General features: G+C 63.4%; 18 protein-coding genes and 1 pseudogene. 6 read left to right on the plus strand and 13 right to left on the minus strand.

Features of this window, described 5'->3' with window-relative positions:
• Nucleotides 1-218: 218 nt before the first annotated feature.
• Nucleotides 219-989 carry a YdcF family protein gene (locus tag PSOLE_RS03820; RefSeq protein ID WP_003462873.1) on the minus strand — a complete coding sequence of 257 codons (771 nt, stop codon included), beginning with the start codon at nt 987-989 and terminating at the stop codon, nt 219-221.
• Between the two features lie 50 nt (nt 990-1,039).
• Nucleotides 1,040-1,468 carry a hypothetical protein gene (locus PSOLE_RS03825; RefSeq protein ID WP_003462876.1) on the minus strand — a complete coding sequence of 143 codons (429 nt, stop codon included), beginning with the start codon at nt 1,466-1,468 and terminating at the stop codon, nt 1,040-1,042.
• Nucleotides 1,469-1,646: 178 nt separating this feature from the next.
• Here PSOLE_RS03825 and leuS point away from each other — a divergent pair, with 178 nt between their 5' ends.
• The 6 genes and pseudogenes from leuS (at nt 1,647) to lipA (ending at nt 8,815) form a co-directional block, all read left to right on the plus strand.
• Nucleotides 1,647-4,259 carry a leucine--tRNA ligase gene (gene leuS / locus PSOLE_RS03830; RefSeq protein WP_074856848.1) on the plus strand — a complete coding sequence of 871 codons (2,613 nt, stop codon included), beginning with the start codon at nt 1,647-1,649 and terminating at the stop codon, nt 4,257-4,259.
• Nucleotides 4,260-4,313: 54 nt separating this feature from the next.
• Nucleotides 4,314-4,925, plus strand: coding sequence for an LPS-assembly lipoprotein LptE (locus PSOLE_RS03835; protein ID WP_074856851.1), 612 nt, complete (start codon nt 4,314-4,316; stop codon nt 4,923-4,925).
• 54 nt (nt 4,926-4,979) lie between these two features.
• A complete protein-coding gene (holA, locus tag PSOLE_RS03840; RefSeq protein WP_074856853.1) occupies nt 4,980-6,008 on the plus strand; it encodes a DNA polymerase III subunit delta in 1,029 nt (342 codons plus the stop codon).
• Between the two features lie 131 nt (nt 6,009-6,139).
• Nucleotides 6,140-6,286: pseudogene (arfA, locus tag PSOLE_RS03845) on the plus strand (alternative ribosome rescue factor ArfA); the annotation flags it as partial.
• A gap of 81 nt (nt 6,287-6,367) precedes the next feature.
• Nucleotides 6,368-7,624, plus strand: coding sequence for a lytic murein transglycosylase (locus PSOLE_RS03850; RefSeq protein WP_074856858.1), 1,257 nt, complete (start codon nt 6,368-6,370; stop codon nt 7,622-7,624).
• A gap of 138 nt (nt 7,625-7,762) precedes the next feature.
• Nucleotides 7,763-8,815, plus strand: coding sequence for a lipoyl synthase (lipA, locus tag PSOLE_RS03855; RefSeq protein WP_074856863.1), 1,053 nt, complete (start codon nt 7,763-7,765; stop codon nt 8,813-8,815).
• A 314-nt stretch (nt 8,816-9,129) separates the two neighbouring features.
• Here the strand turns inward: lipA and lipB are convergent, their stop codons facing one another.
• The 11 genes from lipB to PSOLE_RS03910 form a co-directional block, all read right to left on the minus strand.
• Nucleotides 9,130-9,747, minus strand: a complete 618-nt coding sequence (gene lipB, locus PSOLE_RS03860) for a lipoyl(octanoyl) transferase LipB (RefSeq protein WP_074856865.1) — start codon at nt 9,745-9,747, stop codon at nt 9,130-9,132.
• Between the two features lie 5 nt (nt 9,748-9,752).
• Complete coding sequence (locus tag PSOLE_RS03865; protein ID WP_003463006.1) at nt 9,753-10,031, minus strand: DUF493 domain-containing protein; 279 nt, start codon at nt 10,029-10,031, stop codon at nt 9,753-9,755.
• Nucleotides 10,032-10,093: 62 nt separating this feature from the next.
• Nucleotides 10,094-11,269 carry a D-alanyl-D-alanine carboxypeptidase family protein gene (locus PSOLE_RS03870; protein ID WP_074856868.1) on the minus strand — a complete coding sequence of 392 codons (1,176 nt, stop codon included), beginning with the start codon at nt 11,267-11,269 and terminating at the stop codon, nt 10,094-10,096.
• 108 nt (nt 11,270-11,377) lie between these two features.
• Nucleotides 11,378-12,379, minus strand: coding sequence for a septal ring lytic transglycosylase RlpA family protein (locus PSOLE_RS03875; protein WP_045107763.1), 1,002 nt, complete (start codon nt 12,377-12,379; stop codon nt 11,378-11,380).
• Nucleotides 12,376-13,377, minus strand: a complete 1,002-nt coding sequence (mltB, locus tag PSOLE_RS03880; RefSeq protein ID WP_074856870.1) for a lytic murein transglycosylase B — start codon at nt 13,375-13,377, stop codon at nt 12,376-12,378. The genes PSOLE_RS03875 and mltB overlap by 4 nt, the downstream gene beginning before the upstream one ends.
• A gap of 19 nt (nt 13,378-13,396) precedes the next feature.
• Nucleotides 13,397-14,542: a rod shape-determining protein RodA gene (rodA, locus tag PSOLE_RS03885; RefSeq protein WP_074856873.1), complete on the minus strand. Its 1,146-nt coding sequence runs from the start codon at nt 14,540-14,542 to the stop codon at nt 13,397-13,399.
• On the minus strand, nt 14,539-16,431 hold the full coding sequence (mrdA, locus tag PSOLE_RS03890; RefSeq protein ID WP_074856878.1) for a penicillin-binding protein 2: 1,893 nt from the start codon (nt 16,429-16,431) through the stop codon (nt 14,539-14,541). The genes rodA and mrdA overlap by 4 nt, the downstream gene beginning before the upstream one ends.
• A 10-nt stretch (nt 16,432-16,441) precedes the next feature.
• Nucleotides 16,442-16,909 carry a 23S rRNA (pseudouridine(1915)-N(3))-methyltransferase RlmH gene (gene rlmH / locus PSOLE_RS03895; protein ID WP_003240195.1) on the minus strand — a complete coding sequence of 156 codons (468 nt, stop codon included), beginning with the start codon at nt 16,907-16,909 and terminating at the stop codon, nt 16,442-16,444.
• Nucleotides 16,910-16,918: 9 nt separating this feature from the next.
• Nucleotides 16,919-17,272 (minus strand): ribosome silencing factor, encoded by a 354-nt coding sequence (gene rsfS, locus PSOLE_RS03900; RefSeq protein WP_026042034.1) that lies wholly within the window; start codon nt 17,270-17,272, stop codon nt 16,919-16,921.
• A gap of 66 nt (nt 17,273-17,338) precedes the next feature.
• Nucleotides 17,339-17,998 carry a nicotinate-nucleotide adenylyltransferase gene (nadD, locus tag PSOLE_RS03905; RefSeq protein WP_074856881.1) on the minus strand — a complete coding sequence of 220 codons (660 nt, stop codon included), beginning with the start codon at nt 17,996-17,998 and terminating at the stop codon, nt 17,339-17,341.
• Nucleotides 17,999-19,264, minus strand: a complete 1,266-nt coding sequence (locus tag PSOLE_RS03910; protein ID WP_074856884.1) for a glutamate-5-semialdehyde dehydrogenase — start codon at nt 19,262-19,264, stop codon at nt 17,999-18,001. It lies immediately after the preceding gene.
• Between the last annotated feature and the right edge of the window lie 30 nt (nt 19,265-19,294).

The following is a 19,294-nucleotide window of genomic DNA, read 5'->3' on the forward strand; positions in this document are numbered from 1 at the left end:
GCCAGCATTTTGCCTCGGGCTTCCTTCAGATTCGCAGTCGCCCGCGACACCCTTGCCTCTGGCTAACACTTCCCCTTGCCGGGTGTGTAGAGGACTTTCACCTCCAAGTCGTCCAGTCCACCACCACTGTGAACCGAACAGCGCCAGTCACGGCGCTACGCGCCATGCCTGGCGCACAACGCAGAACCCGCAGGCGTACTGCCTGCGGCGAGTACGCCCTACTGCTTGCCGTAGACAATGGGATACGCCAATAACCCAATGACTTCGTTGAGCACCTGACTGCTCTGCCAGATAGCCCTCGACTCTGGCAGCCAGCCCCCCAGCGGGCGCTCGTAACCCGAACTGAGATAGCCCATCGGCGCGGTGATCACCTCGAAGCCGGCCTGCTCAAAACTCCAGAGGGCACGCTGCATGTGCCAAGCCTGGGTGACCAGCACCACGCGCCGCACGCCCTGGGGCTGCAACAATTCAGCGCTGAGCACTGCATTCTCCCAGGTGGTGCGGCTTTGCTCCTCCAGCCAGCGGATCTCCAGCCCGTAGTCGCGGCGCATGGCATCGGCCATCAGTGCCGCCTCACTGGGCGGCTGGCCATAATGCAGGCCACCGGTAGCCGCCATTGGCAGGCCGGATACGCGCGCCAGGCGAGCGGCATAGCGCAGGCGCTCCAAGGCCATCAGCCCAGGCTGATCGGCTCCACCCCAGCCCGGGTCGCTCTGCTCACGCCCGGCGCCGAGAATCACGATGGCGTCGGCGCGCTGCGCCAGGGTCGCCCACTGCGCCTGCTCCAGGACCGGCTCACGCTCCAACCAGGCGGCACTCCACTGCGTCACCGCAGGCAGGCTCATCAGCCATAGCCCACTGAAACCGACGGTAAAGCAGGCAAACGCGAGCCGGGGAAAGCGACGACGCAGCCACCAGCCCAGCGCGATCAGCAGGAGTAGAACGCCTGGTGGCATCAACAGTTGTTTAAGGATGAAACGAATCGGCATCAGGCACCTCCGGGGCGCCCAAGCCTAGCAGGTTGGTTTTCAACTGGCTGCTAATGCGGATTACCGCTGCGAAACAACCTGGAGCCACAGGCCTGGCAAGCTCGTACATCCTGCCCTCGATGCCAGCTGACTGGCGCACCGCAGAGTGCGCAACAAAGCGCCTGACGCCGCGTCATCACGGATTTGATCCTGCCCATCGGCTTGCTGTCAACGGTCTTGGCACTGCGCAGTGGCTGACGCTGTATCAGCGCCAACTCTTCTGCCGCCGCGTGCCAGCCGCGCAGCCAGTGCAGGTCACGATTGAGATAGGCACGGATCAGCTCCAGCTCCGCCGGGCTCAGCCCATCAAGCTCCAGCTCGCGCAGCGGCTCGGCATGCAGGCGACTCGCGGTATCGGCCTCTTCCAGCGCCAGGGCAAGCCGTTGCAGCAGTCGCTCGTAAAGATCACCGCCTCGTTCCACCTGCCGTGCATCCGCCATCTGCCACCTCGCGAGCCCCGACAACCGCGGGCCTTGAGTAAAGCTTAGCGAAGGCCCCGCACGCAGCCAGGCGCCGCGACAAACGGCGGACGCGGCACAATCTGGGTTTCCCTCGATAGACGGCGCTCATGTATGCTACGGCGTTTTCCGCAAGCCCCATTCCTTCAGCGCCAGAGCCATGCACGAACAGTACTCGCCCCGTGAAATAGAAGCCGCCGCGCAGTCCCACTGGGACGCGCAACAATCCTTCGTCGTCAGCGAACAGCCGGGCAAGGACACCTTCTACTGCCTGTCGATGTTCCCCTACCCCAGCGGCAAGCTACACATGGGGCACGTGCGCAACTACACCATCGGTGACGTGATCGCGCGCTACCAGCGCATGCAGGGCAAGAACGTGCTGCAGCCGATGGGCTGGGACGCCTTCGGCATGCCGGCAGAAAACGCCGCGATGAAGAACCAGGTGGCCCCGGCCAAGTGGACCTACGAGAACATCGCCTACATGAAGTCCCAGCTCAAATCGCTGGGCCTGGCCATCGACTGGACGCGCGAAGTCACCACCTGCAAACCGGACTACTACCGCTGGGAACAGTGGCTGTTCACCCGCCTGTTCGAAAAGGGCGTGATCTACCGCAAGAACGGTACCGTCAACTGGGATCCGGTGGATCAGACCGTACTGGCCAACGAGCAGGTCATCGACGGCCGTGGCTGGCGCTCGGGCGCGCTGATCGAGAAGCGCGAAATCCCGATGTACTACTTCAAGATCACCGCCTATGCCGAAGAGCTGCTGAGCAGCCTGGATGAGCTGGATGGCTGGCCCGAGCAGGTCAAGACCATGCAGCGCAACTGGATCGGCAAGAGCTTCGGTGCCGATATCGTCTTCGACTACGACGTCGCCAGCATCGGCATCGACGGCCAGCTCAAGGTTTACTCGACCCGTCCGGACACCCTGATGGGCGCCACCTACGTCGCCGTGGCCGCCGAGCACCCGCTGGCCCAGCGCGCTGCCGAGGGCAACCCGCAGATCGCCGCCTTTATTGCCGAGTGCAAGGCCGGCTCCGTGGCCGAGGCCGACATGGCCACCATGGAAAAGAAGGGCGTGGCCACCGGCCAGTTCGTCATCCACCCGCTGACCGGCGACAAGCTGCCGGTATTCGTCGCCAACTACGTGCTCTGGGGCTACGGCGAAGGCGCGGTGATGGCCGTGCCGGCGCATGACGAGCGCGACTTCGAGTTCGCCCACAAGTACGACCTGCCGATCCAGCCCGTCTACGCCGGCGAGGGCAAGGAATACGACAGCGGGCAATGGCAGGCCTGGTACACCGACAAGGACGGCCTGACCACCGTCAACTCCGGCAAGTACGATAACCTCGACTTCAGCGCCGCCTTCGACGCCATCGTCGCCGACCTCGAAGCGACCGGCCACGGCGCGCGCAAGACCCAGTTCCGCCTGCGCGACTGGGGCATCAGCCGCCAGCGCTACTGGGGCTGCCCGATCCCGATCATCCACTGCGAAAGCTGCGGCGACGTGCCGGTACCGGAAGATCAGTTGCCGGTGGTGCTGCCCGAAGACGTGGTACCGGACGGCGCCGGTAGCCCGCTGGCGCGCATGCCCGAGTTCTACCAGTGCAAGTGCCCGAAGTGCGGTGCCGATGCCAAGCGCGAAACCGACACCATGGACACTTTCGTCGAGTCGTCCTGGTACTTCGCCCGCTACGCCAGCCCGAATTACGAGGGCGGCATGGTCGACCCGCAGGCGGCCAACCACTGGCTGCCGGTGGACCAGTACATCGGCGGTATCGAGCACGCCATCCTGCACCTCTTGTACGCGCGCTTCTTCCACAAGCTGATGCGTGACGAAGGCCTGGTCACTTCCAACGAGCCGTTCAAGAACCTGCTGACCCAGGGCATGGTGGTCGCCGAGACCTATTACCGCACCCTGGAAAACGGCGGCAAGGACTGGTTCAACCCGGCCGATGTCGAGGTCGAGCGTGACGCCAAGGCCAAGGTCATCGGCGCCAAGCTCAAAAGCGACGGCCTGCCGGTGGAAATCGGCGGCACCGAGAAGATGTCCAAGTCGAAGAACAACGGTGTCGACCCGCAGGACATGATCGATGCCTACGGCGCCGACACCTGCCGCCTGTTCATGATGTTCGCCTCGCCGCCCGATCAGAGCTGCGAATGGTCGGATGCCGGCGTCGAGGGCGCCAACCGTTTCCTGCGCCGCGTCTGGCGTCTGGCTCATGGCCATGTCAGCGCCGGCCTGCCGGGCAAGCTGGATGTCAGCAGCCTGAATGACGAGCAGAAAGCCGTGCGCCGCGCCATTCACCTGGCCATCAAGCAGGCCAGCAACGATATCGGCCAGCACCACAAGTTCAACACCGCCGTCGCCCAGGTGATGACCCTGATGAACGTGCTGGAAAAGGCCGTCACCGCCACCGAACAGGACCGCGCGCTGGTGCACGAAGGCCTGGAAGTCGTCACCCTGTTGCTGGCGCCGATCACCCCGCACATCAGCCACGAGCTGTGGCAGCGCCTGGGGCATGCCGATGCAGTGATCGACGCGCAGTGGCCGCAGGTCGACGAATCCGCCCTGGTGCAGGACAGCCTGACCCTGGTGGTGCAGGTCAACGGCAAGCTGCGCGGGCAGATCGAAGTTCCGGCCAGCGCCTCGCGCGAGGAAGTCGAGGCCGCCGCTCGTGCCAACGAGAACGTGCTGCGCTTCACCGAGGGCCTGAGCATTCGCAAGGTCATCGTGGTGCCAGGCAAGCTGGTCAACATAGTCGCCAACTGATTAAGCTCGGCGCCACCACGACGTGGCGCCGCGATCCGCCAAGGGGATATGAGAATGATGAAACGGAATCTACTGATCATCGGCCTGGCCGGTCTGCTCAGCGCCTGCGGTTTCCAGCTGCGCGGCACCGGCGATGTGCAGTTCGCCCTCCAGGAGCTCGATGTCAGTGCGCGCGATGCCTACGGTGATACCGTGCAGCAGGTACGCGAGGTGCTGGAAAGAAACGACGTTCGCGTTTATGCCGGCGCGCCCTACAAGCTGGTCATCACCCGCGAAAGCGAGAATCGTCGCAGCGCCAGCTACAGCAGCGGTGCACGTACCGCCGAGTACGAGCTGACCATGGCCCTGGAGTATGAGATCCGTGGCGCGCAGAACCTGTTGCTGACCGGCAACAAGGTGGAAGTGCAGAACTACTACCAGCAGGACGACAACAACCTGGCCGGCTCCGATCAGGAAGCCGCTCAGCTGCGCAGCGAACTGCGCCGGGAAATGATCCAGCAACTGATGCTCACCCTGCAGCAGATTACCCCGGCGCAGCTCGACCAGTTGCAGCAGACCGCCGAAGCCCGCGCCAAGGCAGAAGCCGAAGCGCTGGAAGAGGCTCGCCGCGCTCGTGAGAGCCAGGTCGCACCGCAGCAGTCGCCGATCGAACTGCCGTCGCGCTAAAGGCGCAGGGGCCGCATCAGCGGCCCTGCCCACTCGCCTCATGACATCACCTCGATGAAGCTCGCCCCCGCGCAACTCGGCAAACACCTGCAGGGCGCACTGGCGCCTGTCTATGCGATCAGCGGTGACGAGCCGCTGCTCTGCCAGGAAACGGCCGATGCCATCCGCAACGCCTGCCGTCAGCAGGGGTTCGGCGAGCGTCAGGTGTTCAATGCCGAAGCCAACTTCGACTGGGGCAACCTGCTGCAGGCAGGCGCCAGCCTCTCGCTGTTCGCCGAGAAGCGCCTGCTGGAACTGCGCCTACCCTCCGGCAAACCGGGGGATAAAGGCGCCGCAGCACTGCTGGAATACCTGGCACGGCCGCCTGAAGATACCGTCCTGCTGCTGAGCCTGCCCAAGCTCGACGGCAGCACGCAGAAATCCAAATGGGCCAAGGCGCTGATCGACGGTCAGGCTTGCCAGTTCATCCAGATCTGGCCGGTGGACGCCAACCAGTTGCCGCAGTGGATTCGCCAGCGCCTCGCTCAGGCCGGCCTGAGCGCCAGCGCCGATGCCGTGGACATGATCGCCGCGCGGGTAGAAGGCAACCTGCTGGCCGCCGCCCAGGAAGTGGAAAAGCTCAAGCTGCTTGCCGAAGGCAATCAGGTGGACGCCGAAACCGTACAGGCCGCCGTGGCCGACAGCGCCCGCTTCGATGTGTTCGGCCTGATCGATTGCGCCCTGACTGGCGATGCCAGCCATGCCCTGCGCGTGCTCGAAGGCCTGCGCGGCGAGGGTGTGGAAACCCCGGTAATCCTCTGGGCGCTGGCACGCGAAATTCGCCTGCTGGCCGGCATCGCCTACCAGCAAAGCCAGGGCATACCCCTGGACAAGGCCTTCTCCAGCGCGCGTCCGCCAGTGTGGGACAAGCGCCGGCCGCTGGTTTCCAAGGCGCTGCAGCGTCACAGCAGCAAGCGCTGGGGCCAATTGTTGCAGCAGGCGCAGTTGATCGATGCACAGATCAAGGGCCAGGCGGCTGGCGATCCGTGGAGCGAGCTGGCCATGCTGACCCTGCAATTGGCCGGACAACGCCTGCGCCTGTAAGTGTTGCTGCCTCTTCCTTTCTCGTAGGGTGGCTCCGCTTTAGCCCACGTCCACCACCGTTGGTGGGCTAAAGCGGAGCGGCGCATAGTCCGCGCGCCTGCGCTGGAAGCAAGCTCTAGCGAGGAACCCCTATGAGCAAGAAAACCGGCAAACGGCCGAACAAGGCCAAATCCATCGTCGCCCAGCCACTGTTTCGCTCCCGCCAGGAACGACCACAGAAAGGCAAAGGCAGCTACCGCCGCGAAGCCTCCCACAATTGGGAGGCTTCTTGCTTTATGGGCTTGCTCACTGCGCTGATCGCCCAGATTCCAGCCCGAGCGTGATAAGGTAGGCACCTGCTTAAACGCCCTGAGATAGACATGCCACACCAGTTTCCTCGTCGCGCCCTGGCCCTGCTTCCTCTACTGCTGCTGGCGGCCTGCGCCCAGGCCCCAGCGGAAAACCTGCCCACAGCCAACGCGCCGGCCACGGTGCAGGCTGCACCTGCAGATGCACTGACCAGCTTCGCCGACTGGCGCCAGGCATTGCGTGACGAAGCGCTTGCCGCCGGCATTGACGCCGCGCTGTTCGATCGCATATTCGCCGGCGTCACCCCTGACCCGGCGGTGCTCAAGGCCGACAGCAGCCAGCCCGAATTCACCCGCCCGGTGTGGGAATACCTCGACGGCGCCGTGTCCTCCAGCCGCATCGGTCGTGGCCGAGTGCTGTTGGCGCAGCACAGCCTGGTGCTGCAACGCATCGAGCAGCAGTACGGCGTCGAGGCCCCGATCCTGGTGGCCATCTGGGGTCTAGAGAGCAACTTCGGCAACAATATCGGCAGCCACAGCGTAATCCGCTCCCTCGCCACCCTGGCCTACGACGGTCGTCGCCAGGGCTTCTGGCGTACGCAATTGCTGGCTGCCCTGCAGATTCTGCAGAACGGCGATGTGCCCAGCGAACGCATGATCGGCTCCTGGGCCGGCGCCATGGGGCAGACCCAGTTCATGCCCACCACCTATAACCAGTATGCGGTGGATTTCGACGGCGACGGCAAGCGCGATCTGTGGAACTCCTCGGCCGATGCCCTGGCTTCGGCGGCTCATTACCTGCAAGCGTCAGGATGGCAGCGCGGCCAGCCCTGGGGATTCGAGGTGCGCCTGCCGAGCGACTTCGACTACGCCCTGGCTGACCCGGACCAGCGTCGCAGCCTGACCGAGTGGGCCGAACTCGGCGTGCGCCCGCTGGCACCGACCGGCGCCGCCGCCAGCGCGCGCGCCAGCCTGCAGCTACCGGCCGGACACAAAGGCCCGGCCTTCCTGCTGCTGGACAACTTCCGCAGTATCCTCAAGTACAACAATTCCACATCCTACGCGCTGGCCATCGGCCTGCTCGCCGACAACCTGGTGCGCCCCAGCGAAGTGCAGGGCCAGTGGCCACGCGGCGAACGCCAGCTCGGTCGCAGCGAGCGCGTCGAGCTGCAGGAGCTGTTGGCCCAGGCCGGTTTCGACCCGGGCCCGGCCGACGGCATCATCGGCGCCAACACGCGCAAGGCCATCCGCGCCCTGCAGCTGCAATTGAACTGGCCTGCCGATGGCTATCCCAATACCGAGCTGCTGCAACAGCTGCGCGCACGCTAAGCCAGGGTCTCGCTGAACGCTGCCTCGTCGCCCCTTGCCGACAGGCGGTCTCAGCGTGCCCATGAGCCTTCTGTGATAGACTGGCTGGCGGCCACAAGCCACCTGCCCACGGAGCCTCTAGCGGAGCCCTGATTCCCGATGTCCGACACCTCCCCGCCCAAATCCGTCGCCAGCGGCGAAAAATTTCGCACCGCCCAAGGCATCACCGCCATCAAGGATGGCCAGAAGCGTCGCGCCTCGGCCGAACCTCAGGTGTTCGAGCCCAAGCCCAAGTGGCTGCGGGTCAAGGCACCTGGCGGTAGCCGTTTCGAGGCCGTCAAACGCAACGTTGGCGAACACCGCCTGAGCACCGTTTGCCAGGAATCGCACTGCCCGAACATGGGCGAATGCTGGTCCAACGGCACGGCCACCATCATGCTGATGGGCTCGGTGTGTACCCGCGCCTGCCGTTTCTGCGCCGTGGACACCGGCAACCCCAATGGCTGGCTGGATCTGGAAGAGCCGCAGAACACCGCCAAGTCGGTGGAGCTGATGGCCCTGCGTTATATCGTGCTGACCTCGGTGGACCGTGACGATCTGGAGGATGGCGGCGCCAGCCACTACGCCGCCTGCGTGCGCGCCATCAAGGCAAATACCCCGCAGGTGGTGGTCGAGGCCCTGACCCCGGATTTCGACGGTGATCACCAGGCCATCGAGCGCGTCGTCGACTCCGGCCTGGAAGTCTTCGCGCAGAACGTCGAGACAGTCAAACGTCTTACCCACGTGGTTCGCGATCCGCGCGCCGGCTACGAGAAGACTCTCAAGGTGCTCGAGCACGCCAAGAAGCACCGCCCGGACGTACTGACCAAGACCAGCCTGATGCTCGGCCTGGGTGAAACCGACGAGGAAATCCTGGAAACCATGGATGACCTGCGCGCCATCGGCGTGGACATCCTCACCCTCGGCCAGTACCTGCAACCGACGCGCAACCACCTCAAGGTGCAGCGCTGGGTCAGCCCTGAAGAATTCAACCGCCTGCGCGATATCGGGCTGGAGAAAGGCTTCATGGAAGTCGCTGCCGGCCCGCTGGTGCGTTCCAGCTACCGCGCTGATCGCGTGTTCGAGAAGAACAACCTGGGTCTCGCCGCTCCGCTTCCGGTGCCTGGCCAGGAGGTCAACGCCAGCCTGATTCCGGCGCTGAATCTGAACTGAGACAGATCCTCTCGGAAAACAAAAGGGACGCCTCGGCGTAATGCTGATCAGATAAGTTCGTCACCATCCCCTCCTACTTGCAGTAGAGGGGGCGCTTTTCGTAGGAGCCAGCTTGCTGGCGATGCTTTTTATGGCGGATCGCCGGCAAGCCGGCTCCTACAAAAATCGAGTGCAACGGCTTAACTGACTGGCATTACGCCTCGGCGTCCCTTTTTCGTTACTGTCAGTAAGCATGCGTGGCTACGCGCCTGCGTAGGAGCCCCGCCCCGGGGCGAAGCTTTGGGTGCCGCGCCTACGCATTCGCTCGCATGAGCCTACACGTAACCCAGACGGGCACACAGCGCCTGTTCCAGACGTTGCGACACCTCGTCGAACACGGGCGGCGCTTGCAGCAGGTCACGCATCTGCACCATCTTCAGCCCCGCGTAGCCGCATGGGTTGATGCGCAGGAAAGGCGACATGTCCATATCGACGTTCAGCGCCAGACCATGGAACGAGCAGCCACGGCTGACGCGCAGCCCCAGCGAGGCGATCTTGTCACCTGCCACGTATACACCGGGCGCATCCGCTTTGGGCGTAGCCTCGATGCCATAGCTGGCCAACAGCTCCACCAGGCTTTGCTCCATGGCGGTGACCAGTTCACGCACACCAAGCTCAAGGCGACGCAGATCGAGCATCAGATAGGCCACCAGCTGACCGGGGCCGTGGTAGGTCACCTGCCCGCCGCGCTCGACCTGCACCACCGGAATATCGCCCGCTGCCAGCACATGCTCGGCCTTGCCGGCCTGACCCTGAGTGAACACCTTGGGATGCTGCAGCAGCCAGATTTCATCCGGTGTCCGCTCATCGCGCTCACGGGTCAACTGGCGCATGGCCTCCAGCGTCGGCTGATAGTCGACCAGCCCGAGGTGACGAACGACGAGTTCGGGCATGAGGATCACAGCACCATGTGCACGCGGCCAGTGGCACGCAGATCGACATGAATCGCCTGCAACTGCTCGACGCTGGTGGCGGTGATCAGCACCTGCACGGAGAGGAAGTTGCCGTTACGGCTGTCACGCAGCACCAGCGTGGAGGCATCCAGATCCGGCGCATGGCGCTGGATCACCTCGATCACCAGATCGGAGAAACCCTCACCCGCAATGCCGATTACCTTGATCGGGTAACGCTCGCAGGGAAATTCGATTTTAGGGGCTTGAACGTCGTTATCGGTCATGGCGTCAGCGGGCTCGCGGCCCGTCCAGAAAAGGGCCGCTCCATCAGGAGCGGCCAGGCTTGTCAGTTGAAAAGGCCGAAGAAGAACAGGCGAATGCTGTCCCACAGACGGCGCAGCAGCCCGCCCTCTTCTACCGACTCCAGAGCCACCAGGTCGGTGCTGCGCACCACCTCGTCACCCAGTTTGACTTCGACCTTGCCGATCACATCGCCCTGCTGGATCGGGGCGATCAGTTGCGGATTGAGGGTCATGCTGGCCTGCAGCTTTTCCAGCTGCCCCTTGGCCATGGTCATGGTCAGGTCTTCGGCCAGACCGGCCTTGACCTGACTCGCCGCACCTTTCCACACGGTGGCCTGAGCCAGCTCGGCACCTTTCTGATAGAAGGTGCGGCTTTCGAAGAAGCGGAAACCGTAGGTCAGCAGCTTCTGGGTTTCCGCTGCACGGGCCTGCTCACTGTCGGTACCGAATACCGAGGTGATCATGCGCGCGCCATCACGCACCGCCGAGGCCACCAGGCAATAGCCGGCCTCGGAGGTGTGGCCGGTCTTCAGGCCGTCGACGGTGCGGTCACGCCACAGCAGCAGGTTACGGTTGGGCTGCTTGATGTTGTTCCAGAGAAACTCTTTCTGCGAATAGATCGCATAGTGCTCGGCATCTTCATTGATGATCGCGCGGGCCAGAATCGCCATGTCACGGGCGCTGGAGTAATGCTCAGGATGCGGCAGGCCGGTAGAGTTCATGAAGTGGCTGTTCTTCATGCCCAGACGTTCGGCAGTGGCGTTCATCATGTCCGCGAAGGCATCTTCGCTGCCGGCGATGTATTCGGCGATGGCGATGCTGGCATCGTTACCGGACTGAATGATGATGCCGTGCAGCAAGTCGTCGACCGTGGCCTGGCTGTTCACCGGCAGGAACATGGTGGAACCACCGGACGCAGCGCCACCCGTACGCCAGGCGTGCTCGCTGATGGTCACCAGATCCTTCTCGCCGATCTTGCCATTACGGATTTCCAGGGTCGCGATGTAGGCCGTCATCAGCTTGGTCAGGCTGGCAGGCGGCAGGCGCTCGTCAGCGTTGTTCTCGACCAGGACATTGCCGCTGGCGGCGTCCATCAGCACGTAGGATTTCGCGGCCAGTTGCGGCGGCGCCGGCACCACCTGCGGGTTGGCCATGGCCAGGGGGGCGGCCAGAAGGGTAAGAACCAGTGAAGCACGTTGCACGAAGCTGGTGATGTTCATCCGTCTCTCGAAAATCAATGCTTGGGTTGTACGACCCCACAGGGCCATCTTTCGACTCGCACCAGGCAAGCCTCGGATTTAGTCCGGCAAAGGCCGGTTAAGTTGCCATCAGTCGGCGCGCACCAGCGTGGCCTGGCCGAGGTTGGCCAGGCGCACGCTGCTCTGCAGCTGCTCAGCTTCTCCCTGATTGCTGATCGGCCCCATGCGGACGCGGTGCAGTATCTGCTGGTCGCGCACCACTGAGCTGATGAACACCGGCACACTGCTGGTCTGGCTCAGCTTGGACTTGAGCAGCTCCGCAGCGTCCGGATTGGCGAAGGCTCCCACCTGGAGAAACAGGCCAGAGACTGCGAGTAAATCGTTTTTTTTTGCGTCGATCTGCACCGGCACCACCGCAGCGGCGTGCTGCGTCGGCGGCGGCGAATAGTGCTCGACAGGCTGCGCGACAGGCTGGGCAACGGCAGCCTTGGCCGGTTGATTGTTAGCCAGTACCAGCGGCACCGGACGGCCCTGCTGCGCCCACCACTCATGCGGGTCGATGCCTTCGACCTTGACCCGCGCAGTGCCTTTTTCAGCGAAACCGAGCTTTTTGGCCGCGGCAAAGGACAGATCGATGATACGGTCGGAGTAGAACGGCCCACGGTCGTTGACCCGCAGGATCACCACCTTGTCGTTTTCCAGGTTGGTCACCCGTACGTAGCTGGGCAGCGGCAGCGTCTTGTGTGCTGCGGTCATGCCGTACAGGTCGTAGGTCTCGCCGTTGGCAGTGGCCTGGCCATGAAACTTGGTGCCATACCAGGAAGCCGGACCGACCGCCTGGTAGCGACGGGCATCCTGAATAGGGTAGTACTGTTTGCCGAACACCACATAGGGGCTGGCCTTGACCGGCCCGTAATGGGGCATGGGGATGGCGTCCTGAATCTTCGACACGTCGACATCCCACCAGGGCGCGCCATCCTTGTGCGGTCGATTGAAATCATCCGGGCCGGAAATACCAGCCGACGGACCGGGCACCACCGCAGGCTGCGGTGCTCGCTTGGAAGAACAGCTCGCCAGCAACAGCGCTGCAGTTACGCAGGCTGCCAGCGGCAGCAGTTTGGACGCACTCATCGATTACCCCGCGCTTCGACCAGCAGTTCGGCCAGTTGGTTGACCGCCATGGCATACATCACGCTGCGATTGTAGCGGGTGATGGTGTAGAAGTTGGGCAAACCGAACCAGTATTCATCGCCTTGCGCACCTTCCAGACGAAACGCGGTTACCGGCAGATCTTCGGCCAGCTTGTCCTGGCTCTGCCAGCCCAGCGCGCGCAGCTCGGCGACGCTCTTTACCGGATCCAGCCCCTGCGTCAGGCCTTCGTCGACGCGAGTACCACTGGCCTCGACGCGACTGGCGACCTGACCGCCGGCCTGCCAGCCGTGGCGCTTGAAATAGCTGGCAACACTGCCGATGGCATCGGTCGGGTTGCTCCAGATGTTGATATGGCCGTCGCCATCGAAGTCCACGGCGTAAGCACGGAAACTGCTCGGCATGAACTGTGGCAAGCCCATGGCGCCAGCATAAGACCCCTTGAGGGTGATCGGATCGACCTGCTCCTCACGGGTCAGCAGCAGAAATTCGCGCAGCTCCTTGCGGAAGAACGGCGCACGCGGCGGATAATCGAAGGCCAGGGTCGACAGGGCGTCCATCACCCGCCAACTGCCGGTGTTGCCGCCATAGAAGGTTTCCACGCCGATGATGGCGACGATGAATTGCGGCGGCACACCGTACTCGGCCTCAGCCTTTTCCAGCGCAGCCTGGTGCTTGTTCCAGAACTCCACGCCCTGGGCGATACGCTTGTCGGTGATGAAGATCGGCCGGTAGTCCTTCCAGGGCTTGACCTTCTCTGCCGGGCGCGAGATGGCATCGAGAATCGCCTGCTTGCGCTCGACCTCGGCGAACAGGCTGACCAGTTGCTCGCTGGCAAAACCATAGTCGCGGGTCATTTCCTCGACGAACTCGGCCACCTGCGGCGAGCCGTCATAATCAGCTGCCAGAGCGGTACCCAGTGTGCCGGCAATAGCAGCGCCAAGCAGCGTACGGACAGCCCAACTGCGCAAAGAATGCATCAACTCGAAACTCCCAAAATCAAACCTGAGCGATCCACTTTCTGTGGGTGTGAATCGCCATCAATATCCCGAAGCCTGACAACAATGTGACCAGATGGGTTCCACCGTAACTAATGAACGGCAGCGGCACCCCCACCACTGGCAGCAGCCCGCTGACCATGCCGATGTTGACGAATACGTAGACGAAGAAGGTCATGGTCAGCGCGCCGGCCAGCAACTTGCCGAAAAGCGTCTGCGCCTGAGCTGTGATCACCAGACCGCGCGCCAGCAAGAGCAGATAGAGCAGCAGCAACAGACAGACGCCAACCAGGCCGAACTCCTCCGCAAGCACGGCAATGATAAAGTCCGTATGGCTTTCCGGCAAAAAATCCAGGTGCGACTGGGTGCCCAGCAGCCAGCCCTTGCCCAGCACACCACCAGAACCGATGGCCGCCTTGGACTGGATGATGTTCCAACCCGCCCCCAGCGGATCGCTCTCCGGGTTGAGGAAGGTCAACACACGGCGCTTCTGGTAGTCATGCATGACGAAGTACCACATGCCTATCGCAATCGGCACCACCGCCGCCGCTGCACCGACAATCCAGCGCCACTGCAGACCGGCCATGAATACGACGAAAGCGCCCGACGCCAGTACCAGCAGCGAAGTGCCGAGATCCGGCTGCTTGAGGATCAGCACGAAAGGCACGCCAATCATCGCCAGGCTGATAACGATGTGCTTGAAGCGCGGCGGCAGGTTATGTCGCGACAGGTACCAGGCGATGGTCATCGGCATGATGATCTTCATCAACTCTGACGGCTGGAAGCGGATCACGCCCGGGATGTTGATCCAGCGAGTCGCTCCCATTGCGGTGTGGCCCATCACCTCCACCGCCATCAGCAAGGCGACGCCCGCAACGTAGGCAAGGGGTACCCAGCGCGCCATGAAGCGCGGGTCGAACTGAGCGATCACGACCACAGCGAGCATACCGATGCCGAAGGATGATGCCTGCTTGAGCAGCAGGTCGACATTCTTGCCACTGGCCGAATAAAGGATGAACAGGCTGCCGGCACCCAGAATCAGCAACAGCAACAGCAACCAGCCGTCGATATGCATGCGCTGTAGCAGGCTGGCGCGACGACGCAGGACGTCCTCATCGGACAGGGTGCGGTCGAAATTGCTGATCATCGCTGGCTGACCTCGGCAGTCTGGGGCAAGGCGAATTCGGCTTTGAGCTGACCGGTCTCTTTATCCAGCAGCCAGGCGTCCATCACCTGCTTGACCACCGGGGCGGCGACGCCGGAGCCTGACTCGCCGTTCTCCACCATCACCGCGACGGCTATCTGCGGGTTATTGGCGGGTGCAAAACCGACGAACAGGGCGTGATCGCGGTGGCGCTCCTGCACCTTGTTGCGGTCGTATTTCTCACCCTGTTTGATCGCCACCACCTGGGCCGTGCCGCTCTTGCCGGCGATGCGGTAGACCGAACTGTCACCGACCTTGCGCGCCGTACCACGGGCACCGTGCAGCACGTCTTCCATAGCACGAATGCCATACTCCCAGAACTTCGGATCACGCAGGACGATATCCGGCATCGGGTTGGGGTCCACGGGCAAGCGTCCGTCGACACTCTTGGCCAGGTGCGGACGAATCCACTTGCCACGCGTGGCCATCAGCGCGGTGGCCTGCGCCAACTGCAGCGGTGTGGTCTGCATATAGCCCTGGCCAATGCCGAGAATCAGCGTCTCGCCCGGGTACCAGGGCTGGCGATAACGCGCCCGCTTCCAGTCACGCGAAGGCATCAGGCCGGCGGTCTCCTCGAACATGTCCAGCGCCACGCGCTGGCCGAGGCCGAAGCGGCTCATGTATTCATGCATGCGATCGACGCCCATCTTGTGCGCCAGGTCGTAGAAGTAGGTGTCGTTGGAACGGGCGATGGCCAGGTTGAGATCGACCCAGCCATCACCGCTGCGGTTCCAGTTACGGTACTTATGGCTGTGATTGGGCAACTGATAGAAGCCCGGGTCGAACACCCGGGTCTGCGGGGTGACCACGCCAGCATCGAGACCGGCCACAGCCACCATCGGCTTGATAGTCGAGCCCGGCGGATAAAGGCCACGCAACACGCGGTTGTACAGCGGCTGGTCAATGGAGTCGCGCAGTTCGCCATAGGCCTTGAAACTGATGCCGGTGACGAACGGGTTGGGGTCGAAACTGGGCTGGCTGACCATCGCCAGCACTTCGCCATTGTTCGGATCGATGGCCACCACAGCGCCACGACGCCCACCGAGGGCGTTCTCGGCCGCTTCCTGCAAGTGGACATCGAGGCTGAGCACGATGTCCTTGCCCGGTTTCGGATCGACACGATTGAGCACACGCAACACGCGACCACGGGCATTGGTCTCGACCTCTTCATAGCCGACTTCGCCGTGCAACTCGTCCTCGTAGAAACGCTCGATACCGGTCTTGCCGATATGGTGGGTGCCGGCGTAATCGGTCGGATCCAGACGCTTGAGCTCCTGCTCGTTGATGCGCCCGACGTAGCCGACCGAATGCGCGAAGTGTTCCTGCTGCGGATAATGCCGCACCAGTTGCGCCGCCACCTCGACGCCAGGCAGGCGGAACTGGTTGACCGCAATGCGAGCGATCTGCTCTTCGGACAGCTCGAACAGGATCGGTACCGGCTCGAACGGACGCCGCCCCTGGCGCACGCGGCGCTCGAACAGGGCACGATCATCCTCGCTGAGTTCCAGCACTTCGACCACCGCATCGAGCACGCTCGGCCAGTCACCGGCGCGTTCGCGGGTCACGGTCAGGCTGAAGCTGGGCCGGTTGTCGGCGATGATCACACCGTTGCGGTCGAAGATCAGCCCGCGGGTCGGCGGGATCGGCTGCACGTGGATGCGGTTGTTTTCCGCCAGGGTGCTGTGATGCTCGTACTGAATCACCTGCAGGTAGTACATGCGCATGATCAGCACGCAGGTCAGCAGGATGATCACGACGCCGCCAACGAGCACCCGGCGCTTGACCAGGCGAGCGTCCTTTTCATGATCCTTGAGGCGAATCGGCTGCGGCATGACTAGGTGATCACTTGTGGTACGGATGGCCGGACAATACGGTCCAGGCGCGGTAGATCTGCTCGCCAAGAAGGATGCGCACCAGCGGGTGCGGCAACGTCAGAGGCGACAGCGACCAGCGCTGCTCGCTACGCGCGCAGACCTCCGGTGCCAGCCCTTCCGGGCCACCGACCATGAGGTTGACGTTGCGTGCATCGAGACGCCAGCGCTCCAGCTCCGCTGCCAGTTGCTCGGTGCTCCATGGCTTGCCATGGACCTCCAGCGTGACGATACGTTCGCCGGGCTGCACCTTGCTCAGCATGGCCTCACCCTCCTGACGGATCAGGCGGGCAACGTCGGCATTCTTGCCGCGGGTGTTGAGGGGAATTTCCACCAGCTCCAGCGGCAATTCGGCAGGCAGACGCTTGACGTACTCCTGCCAGCCCTCTTCGACCCAGCGCGGCATGCGCGAACCGACGGCGATCAGTTTGATCCGCACGGTTTACGCTTACTCGGCCGAATGTTGCGCGCGGCTCTGCTCGGCGCCCTGCCACAAGCGCTCGAGGTCGTAGAACTGACGCGCGGTCGGCAGCATCACGTGCACGACGATGTCGCCCAGGTCGAGCAGGGCCCATTCGCCGCTGTCCAGACCTTCGCTACCAATCGGGCGCACACCCTGCTCCTTGACCTTTTCCAGCACGTTTTCCACCAGCGACTTGACCTGACGACTGGAGCTACCGCTGGCGATCACCATGAAATCGGTGATGCTGGTCTTGTCCTTGACGTCGATCACCGTGATGTCGGTCGCCTTGATCTCTTCCAGCGCCGCCACGGCGATCTTGACCAGCTCGTCGCTGGGCATGTTCTGCTTGCTCATAAATGACTCATTTGCCTCGTGTAATGGACGCCGGCGCACATGCGCGGCGTTTCAAGCATTGGGCGCACGGTACAGATCGTGCGCCTGGATATAGGCCAGTACCGCATCCGGCAGCAGATATCGCGCCGAGCGGTCGGTTGCCAGTAAGTGGCGAATCTGCGTGGCGGAAATCGCCAGCGGAGTCTGCCAGATGAAACTGATTTGCCCGCCTGCACCCTGCAGGCTCAGCGGGTCGCTGACACTGCGCGCGGCCAGCAGATCGCGCAGCGCCTCCGGCGCTTCGCTGTCGGCATCCGGCCGTTGCAGCACCAACAGGTGGCAATGCTCGAGCAGTTCCTGCCAGCGATGCCAACTCGGCAAGCCGCAGAAAGCGTCCCAGCCGAGCAGCAGAAACAACTGATCGTCCGCTGCCAGCTCGGCACGCAGCGACTCCAGCGTGTCCACCGTATAAGACGGTTTGTCGCGGCGCAGCTCGCGGTCATCGACCGTCAGCAGCGGCTCGCCGACCACCGCCAGCTGAACCATGGCCAAGCGCTGCTCGGCTGTTGCCTGCGGCGTGTCGCGATGCGGCGGCCTGGCGCTGGGAATCAGCCGCAGCTGGTCCAGCGCCATGAACTCGGCCACTTCCAGTGCGGCACGCAGATGCCCGATGTGCACCGGGTTGAAGGTACCGCCGAGCAGGCCGATGCGTCGGGCGCCGATTCGTTTCATTTATGTGCGAATGTGTCCGTCACCGAAGACCACGTACTTCTCGCTGGTCAGCCCTTCTAGGCCGACCGGGCCACGGGCGTGCAGCTTGTCGGTGGAAATGCCGATCTCCGCGCCCAGGCCGTACTCGAAACCATCGGCGAAGCGGGTCGAGGCGTTGACCATCACCGAGGAAGAATCCACCTCGGTGAGGAAACGCCGCGCATCGCTGAAGTTCTCGGTGATGATCGAGTCGGTGTGCTGCGAGCCGTAATGATTGATGTGCTCGATGGCCGCATCCAGCGAGTCGACAATGCGAATCGCCAGAATCGGCGCGTTGTATTCGGCAAACCAGTCGTCTTCGCTCGCTTCCAGCACATCGCTGCCGAGCAGTTCGCGGGTCGCGGCATCGCCACGCAGCTCTACGCCCTTGTCACGGTAGATGGCGGCCAACGGCGGCAGCACACGCGCGGCGATGGCCTGGTGCACCAGCAGGGTTTCCATGGCGTTGCACGGCGAATAGCGCTGGGTCTTGGCGTTGTCGGCAACGCGAATGGCCTTGTCGAGGTCGGCAGCGATATCGATATAAACGTGGCAAACGCCGTCCAGGTGCTTGATCACCGGCACCTTGGCGTCGCGGCTGATACGCTCGATCAGCCCCTTGCCACCGCGCGGCACGATCACATCGACGAACTTCGGCATGGCGATCAGCTCGCCCACCGCAGCGCGATCAGTGGTTTCCACCACCTGCACGGCAGCCGCCGGCAAATCGGCCTCGGCCAGCCCCTGCTGAATGCAGCGGGCAATCGCCTGGTTGGAATGAATCGCTTCGGAACCACCACGCAGGATGGTGGCGTTACCAGACTTCAGGCACAGGCTGGCGGCATCGATGGTCACGTTCGGTCGCGACTCGTAGATGATGCCGATCACGCCCAGCGGCACGCGCATCTTGCCCACCTGAATACCGGACGGCAGGTAGCGCATGCCCTGAATCTCGCCAATCGGATCAGGCAGGGTCGCCACCTGGCGCAGGCCTTCGATCATGCTGTCGATCACCTTCGGCGTCAGCGCCAGGCGGTCGACCATGGCCGGCTCCAGGCCGCTGGCGCGAGCAGCGGCCAGGTCCAGCTCATTGGCGGCAGTCAGCTCGGCGCGCGCGGCGTCGAGGGCATTGGCAGCAGCCTGCAGCGCGCGATTTTTCTGCGTGGTGCTGGCACGGGCGAGCACCTTTGATGCCTGGCGGGCGGCCCGGCCCAGGCGGGTCATGTAGTCGTGCATGGACTCGGTCATGGCGGCGGAGGTCTGGCAGTTGGAAAAAGG

The organism is Pseudomonas oleovorans subsp. oleovorans, from assembly GCF_002197815.1.
In the GTDB taxonomy this organism is placed as follows: Bacteria; Pseudomonadota; Gammaproteobacteria; order Pseudomonadales; family Pseudomonadaceae; genus Aquipseudomonas; species Aquipseudomonas oleovorans.

Coding starts and splice junctions, on each gene's coding strand:
- PSOLE_RS03820 (WP_003462873.1), bottom strand. CDS start 989: ATGCCGATTCGTTTCATCCTTAAACAACTGTTGATGCCACCAGGCGTT.
- PSOLE_RS03825 (WP_003462876.1), bottom strand. CDS start 1,468: ATGGCGGATGCACGGCAGGTGGAACGAGGCGGTGATCTTTACGAGCGA.
- leuS (WP_074856848.1), top strand. CDS start 1,647: ATGCACGAACAGTACTCGCCCCGTGAAATAGAAGCCGCCGCGCAGTCC.
- PSOLE_RS03835 (WP_074856851.1), top strand. CDS start 4,314: ATGATGAAACGGAATCTACTGATCATCGGCCTGGCCGGTCTGCTCAGC.
- holA (WP_074856853.1), top strand. CDS start 4,980: ATGAAGCTCGCCCCCGCGCAACTCGGCAAACACCTGCAGGGCGCACTG.
- PSOLE_RS03850 (WP_074856858.1), top strand. CDS start 6,368: ATGCCACACCAGTTTCCTCGTCGCGCCCTGGCCCTGCTTCCTCTACTG.
- lipA (WP_074856863.1), top strand. CDS start 7,763: ATGTCCGACACCTCCCCGCCCAAATCCGTCGCCAGCGGCGAAAAATTT.
- lipB (WP_074856865.1), bottom strand. CDS start 9,747: ATGCCCGAACTCGTCGTTCGTCACCTCGGGCTGGTCGACTATCAGCCG.
- PSOLE_RS03865 (WP_003463006.1), bottom strand. CDS start 10,031: ATGACCGATAACGACGTTCAAGCCCCTAAAATCGAATTTCCCTGCGAG.
- PSOLE_RS03870 (WP_074856868.1), bottom strand. CDS start 11,269: ATGAACATCACCAGCTTCGTGCAACGTGCTTCACTGGTTCTTACCCTT.
- PSOLE_RS03875 (WP_045107763.1), bottom strand. CDS start 12,379: ATGAGTGCGTCCAAACTGCTGCCGCTGGCAGCCTGCGTAACTGCAGCG.
- mltB (WP_074856870.1), bottom strand. CDS start 13,377: ATGCATTCTTTGCGCAGTTGGGCTGTCCGTACGCTGCTTGGCGCTGCT.
- rodA (WP_074856873.1), bottom strand. CDS start 14,542: ATGATCAGCAATTTCGACCGCACCCTGTCCGATGAGGACGTCCTGCGT.
- mrdA (WP_074856878.1), bottom strand. CDS start 16,431: ATGCCGCAGCCGATTCGCCTCAAGGATCATGAAAAGGACGCTCGCCTG.
- rsfS (WP_026042034.1), bottom strand. CDS start 17,272: ATGCCCAGCGACGAGCTGGTCAAGATCGCCGTGGCGGCGCTGGAAGAG.
- nadD (WP_074856881.1), bottom strand. CDS start 17,998: ATGAAACGAATCGGCGCCCGACGCATCGGCCTGCTCGGCGGTACCTTC.
- PSOLE_RS03910 (WP_074856884.1), bottom strand. CDS start 19,264: ATGACCGAGTCCATGCACGACTACATGACCCGCCTGGGCCGGGCCGCC.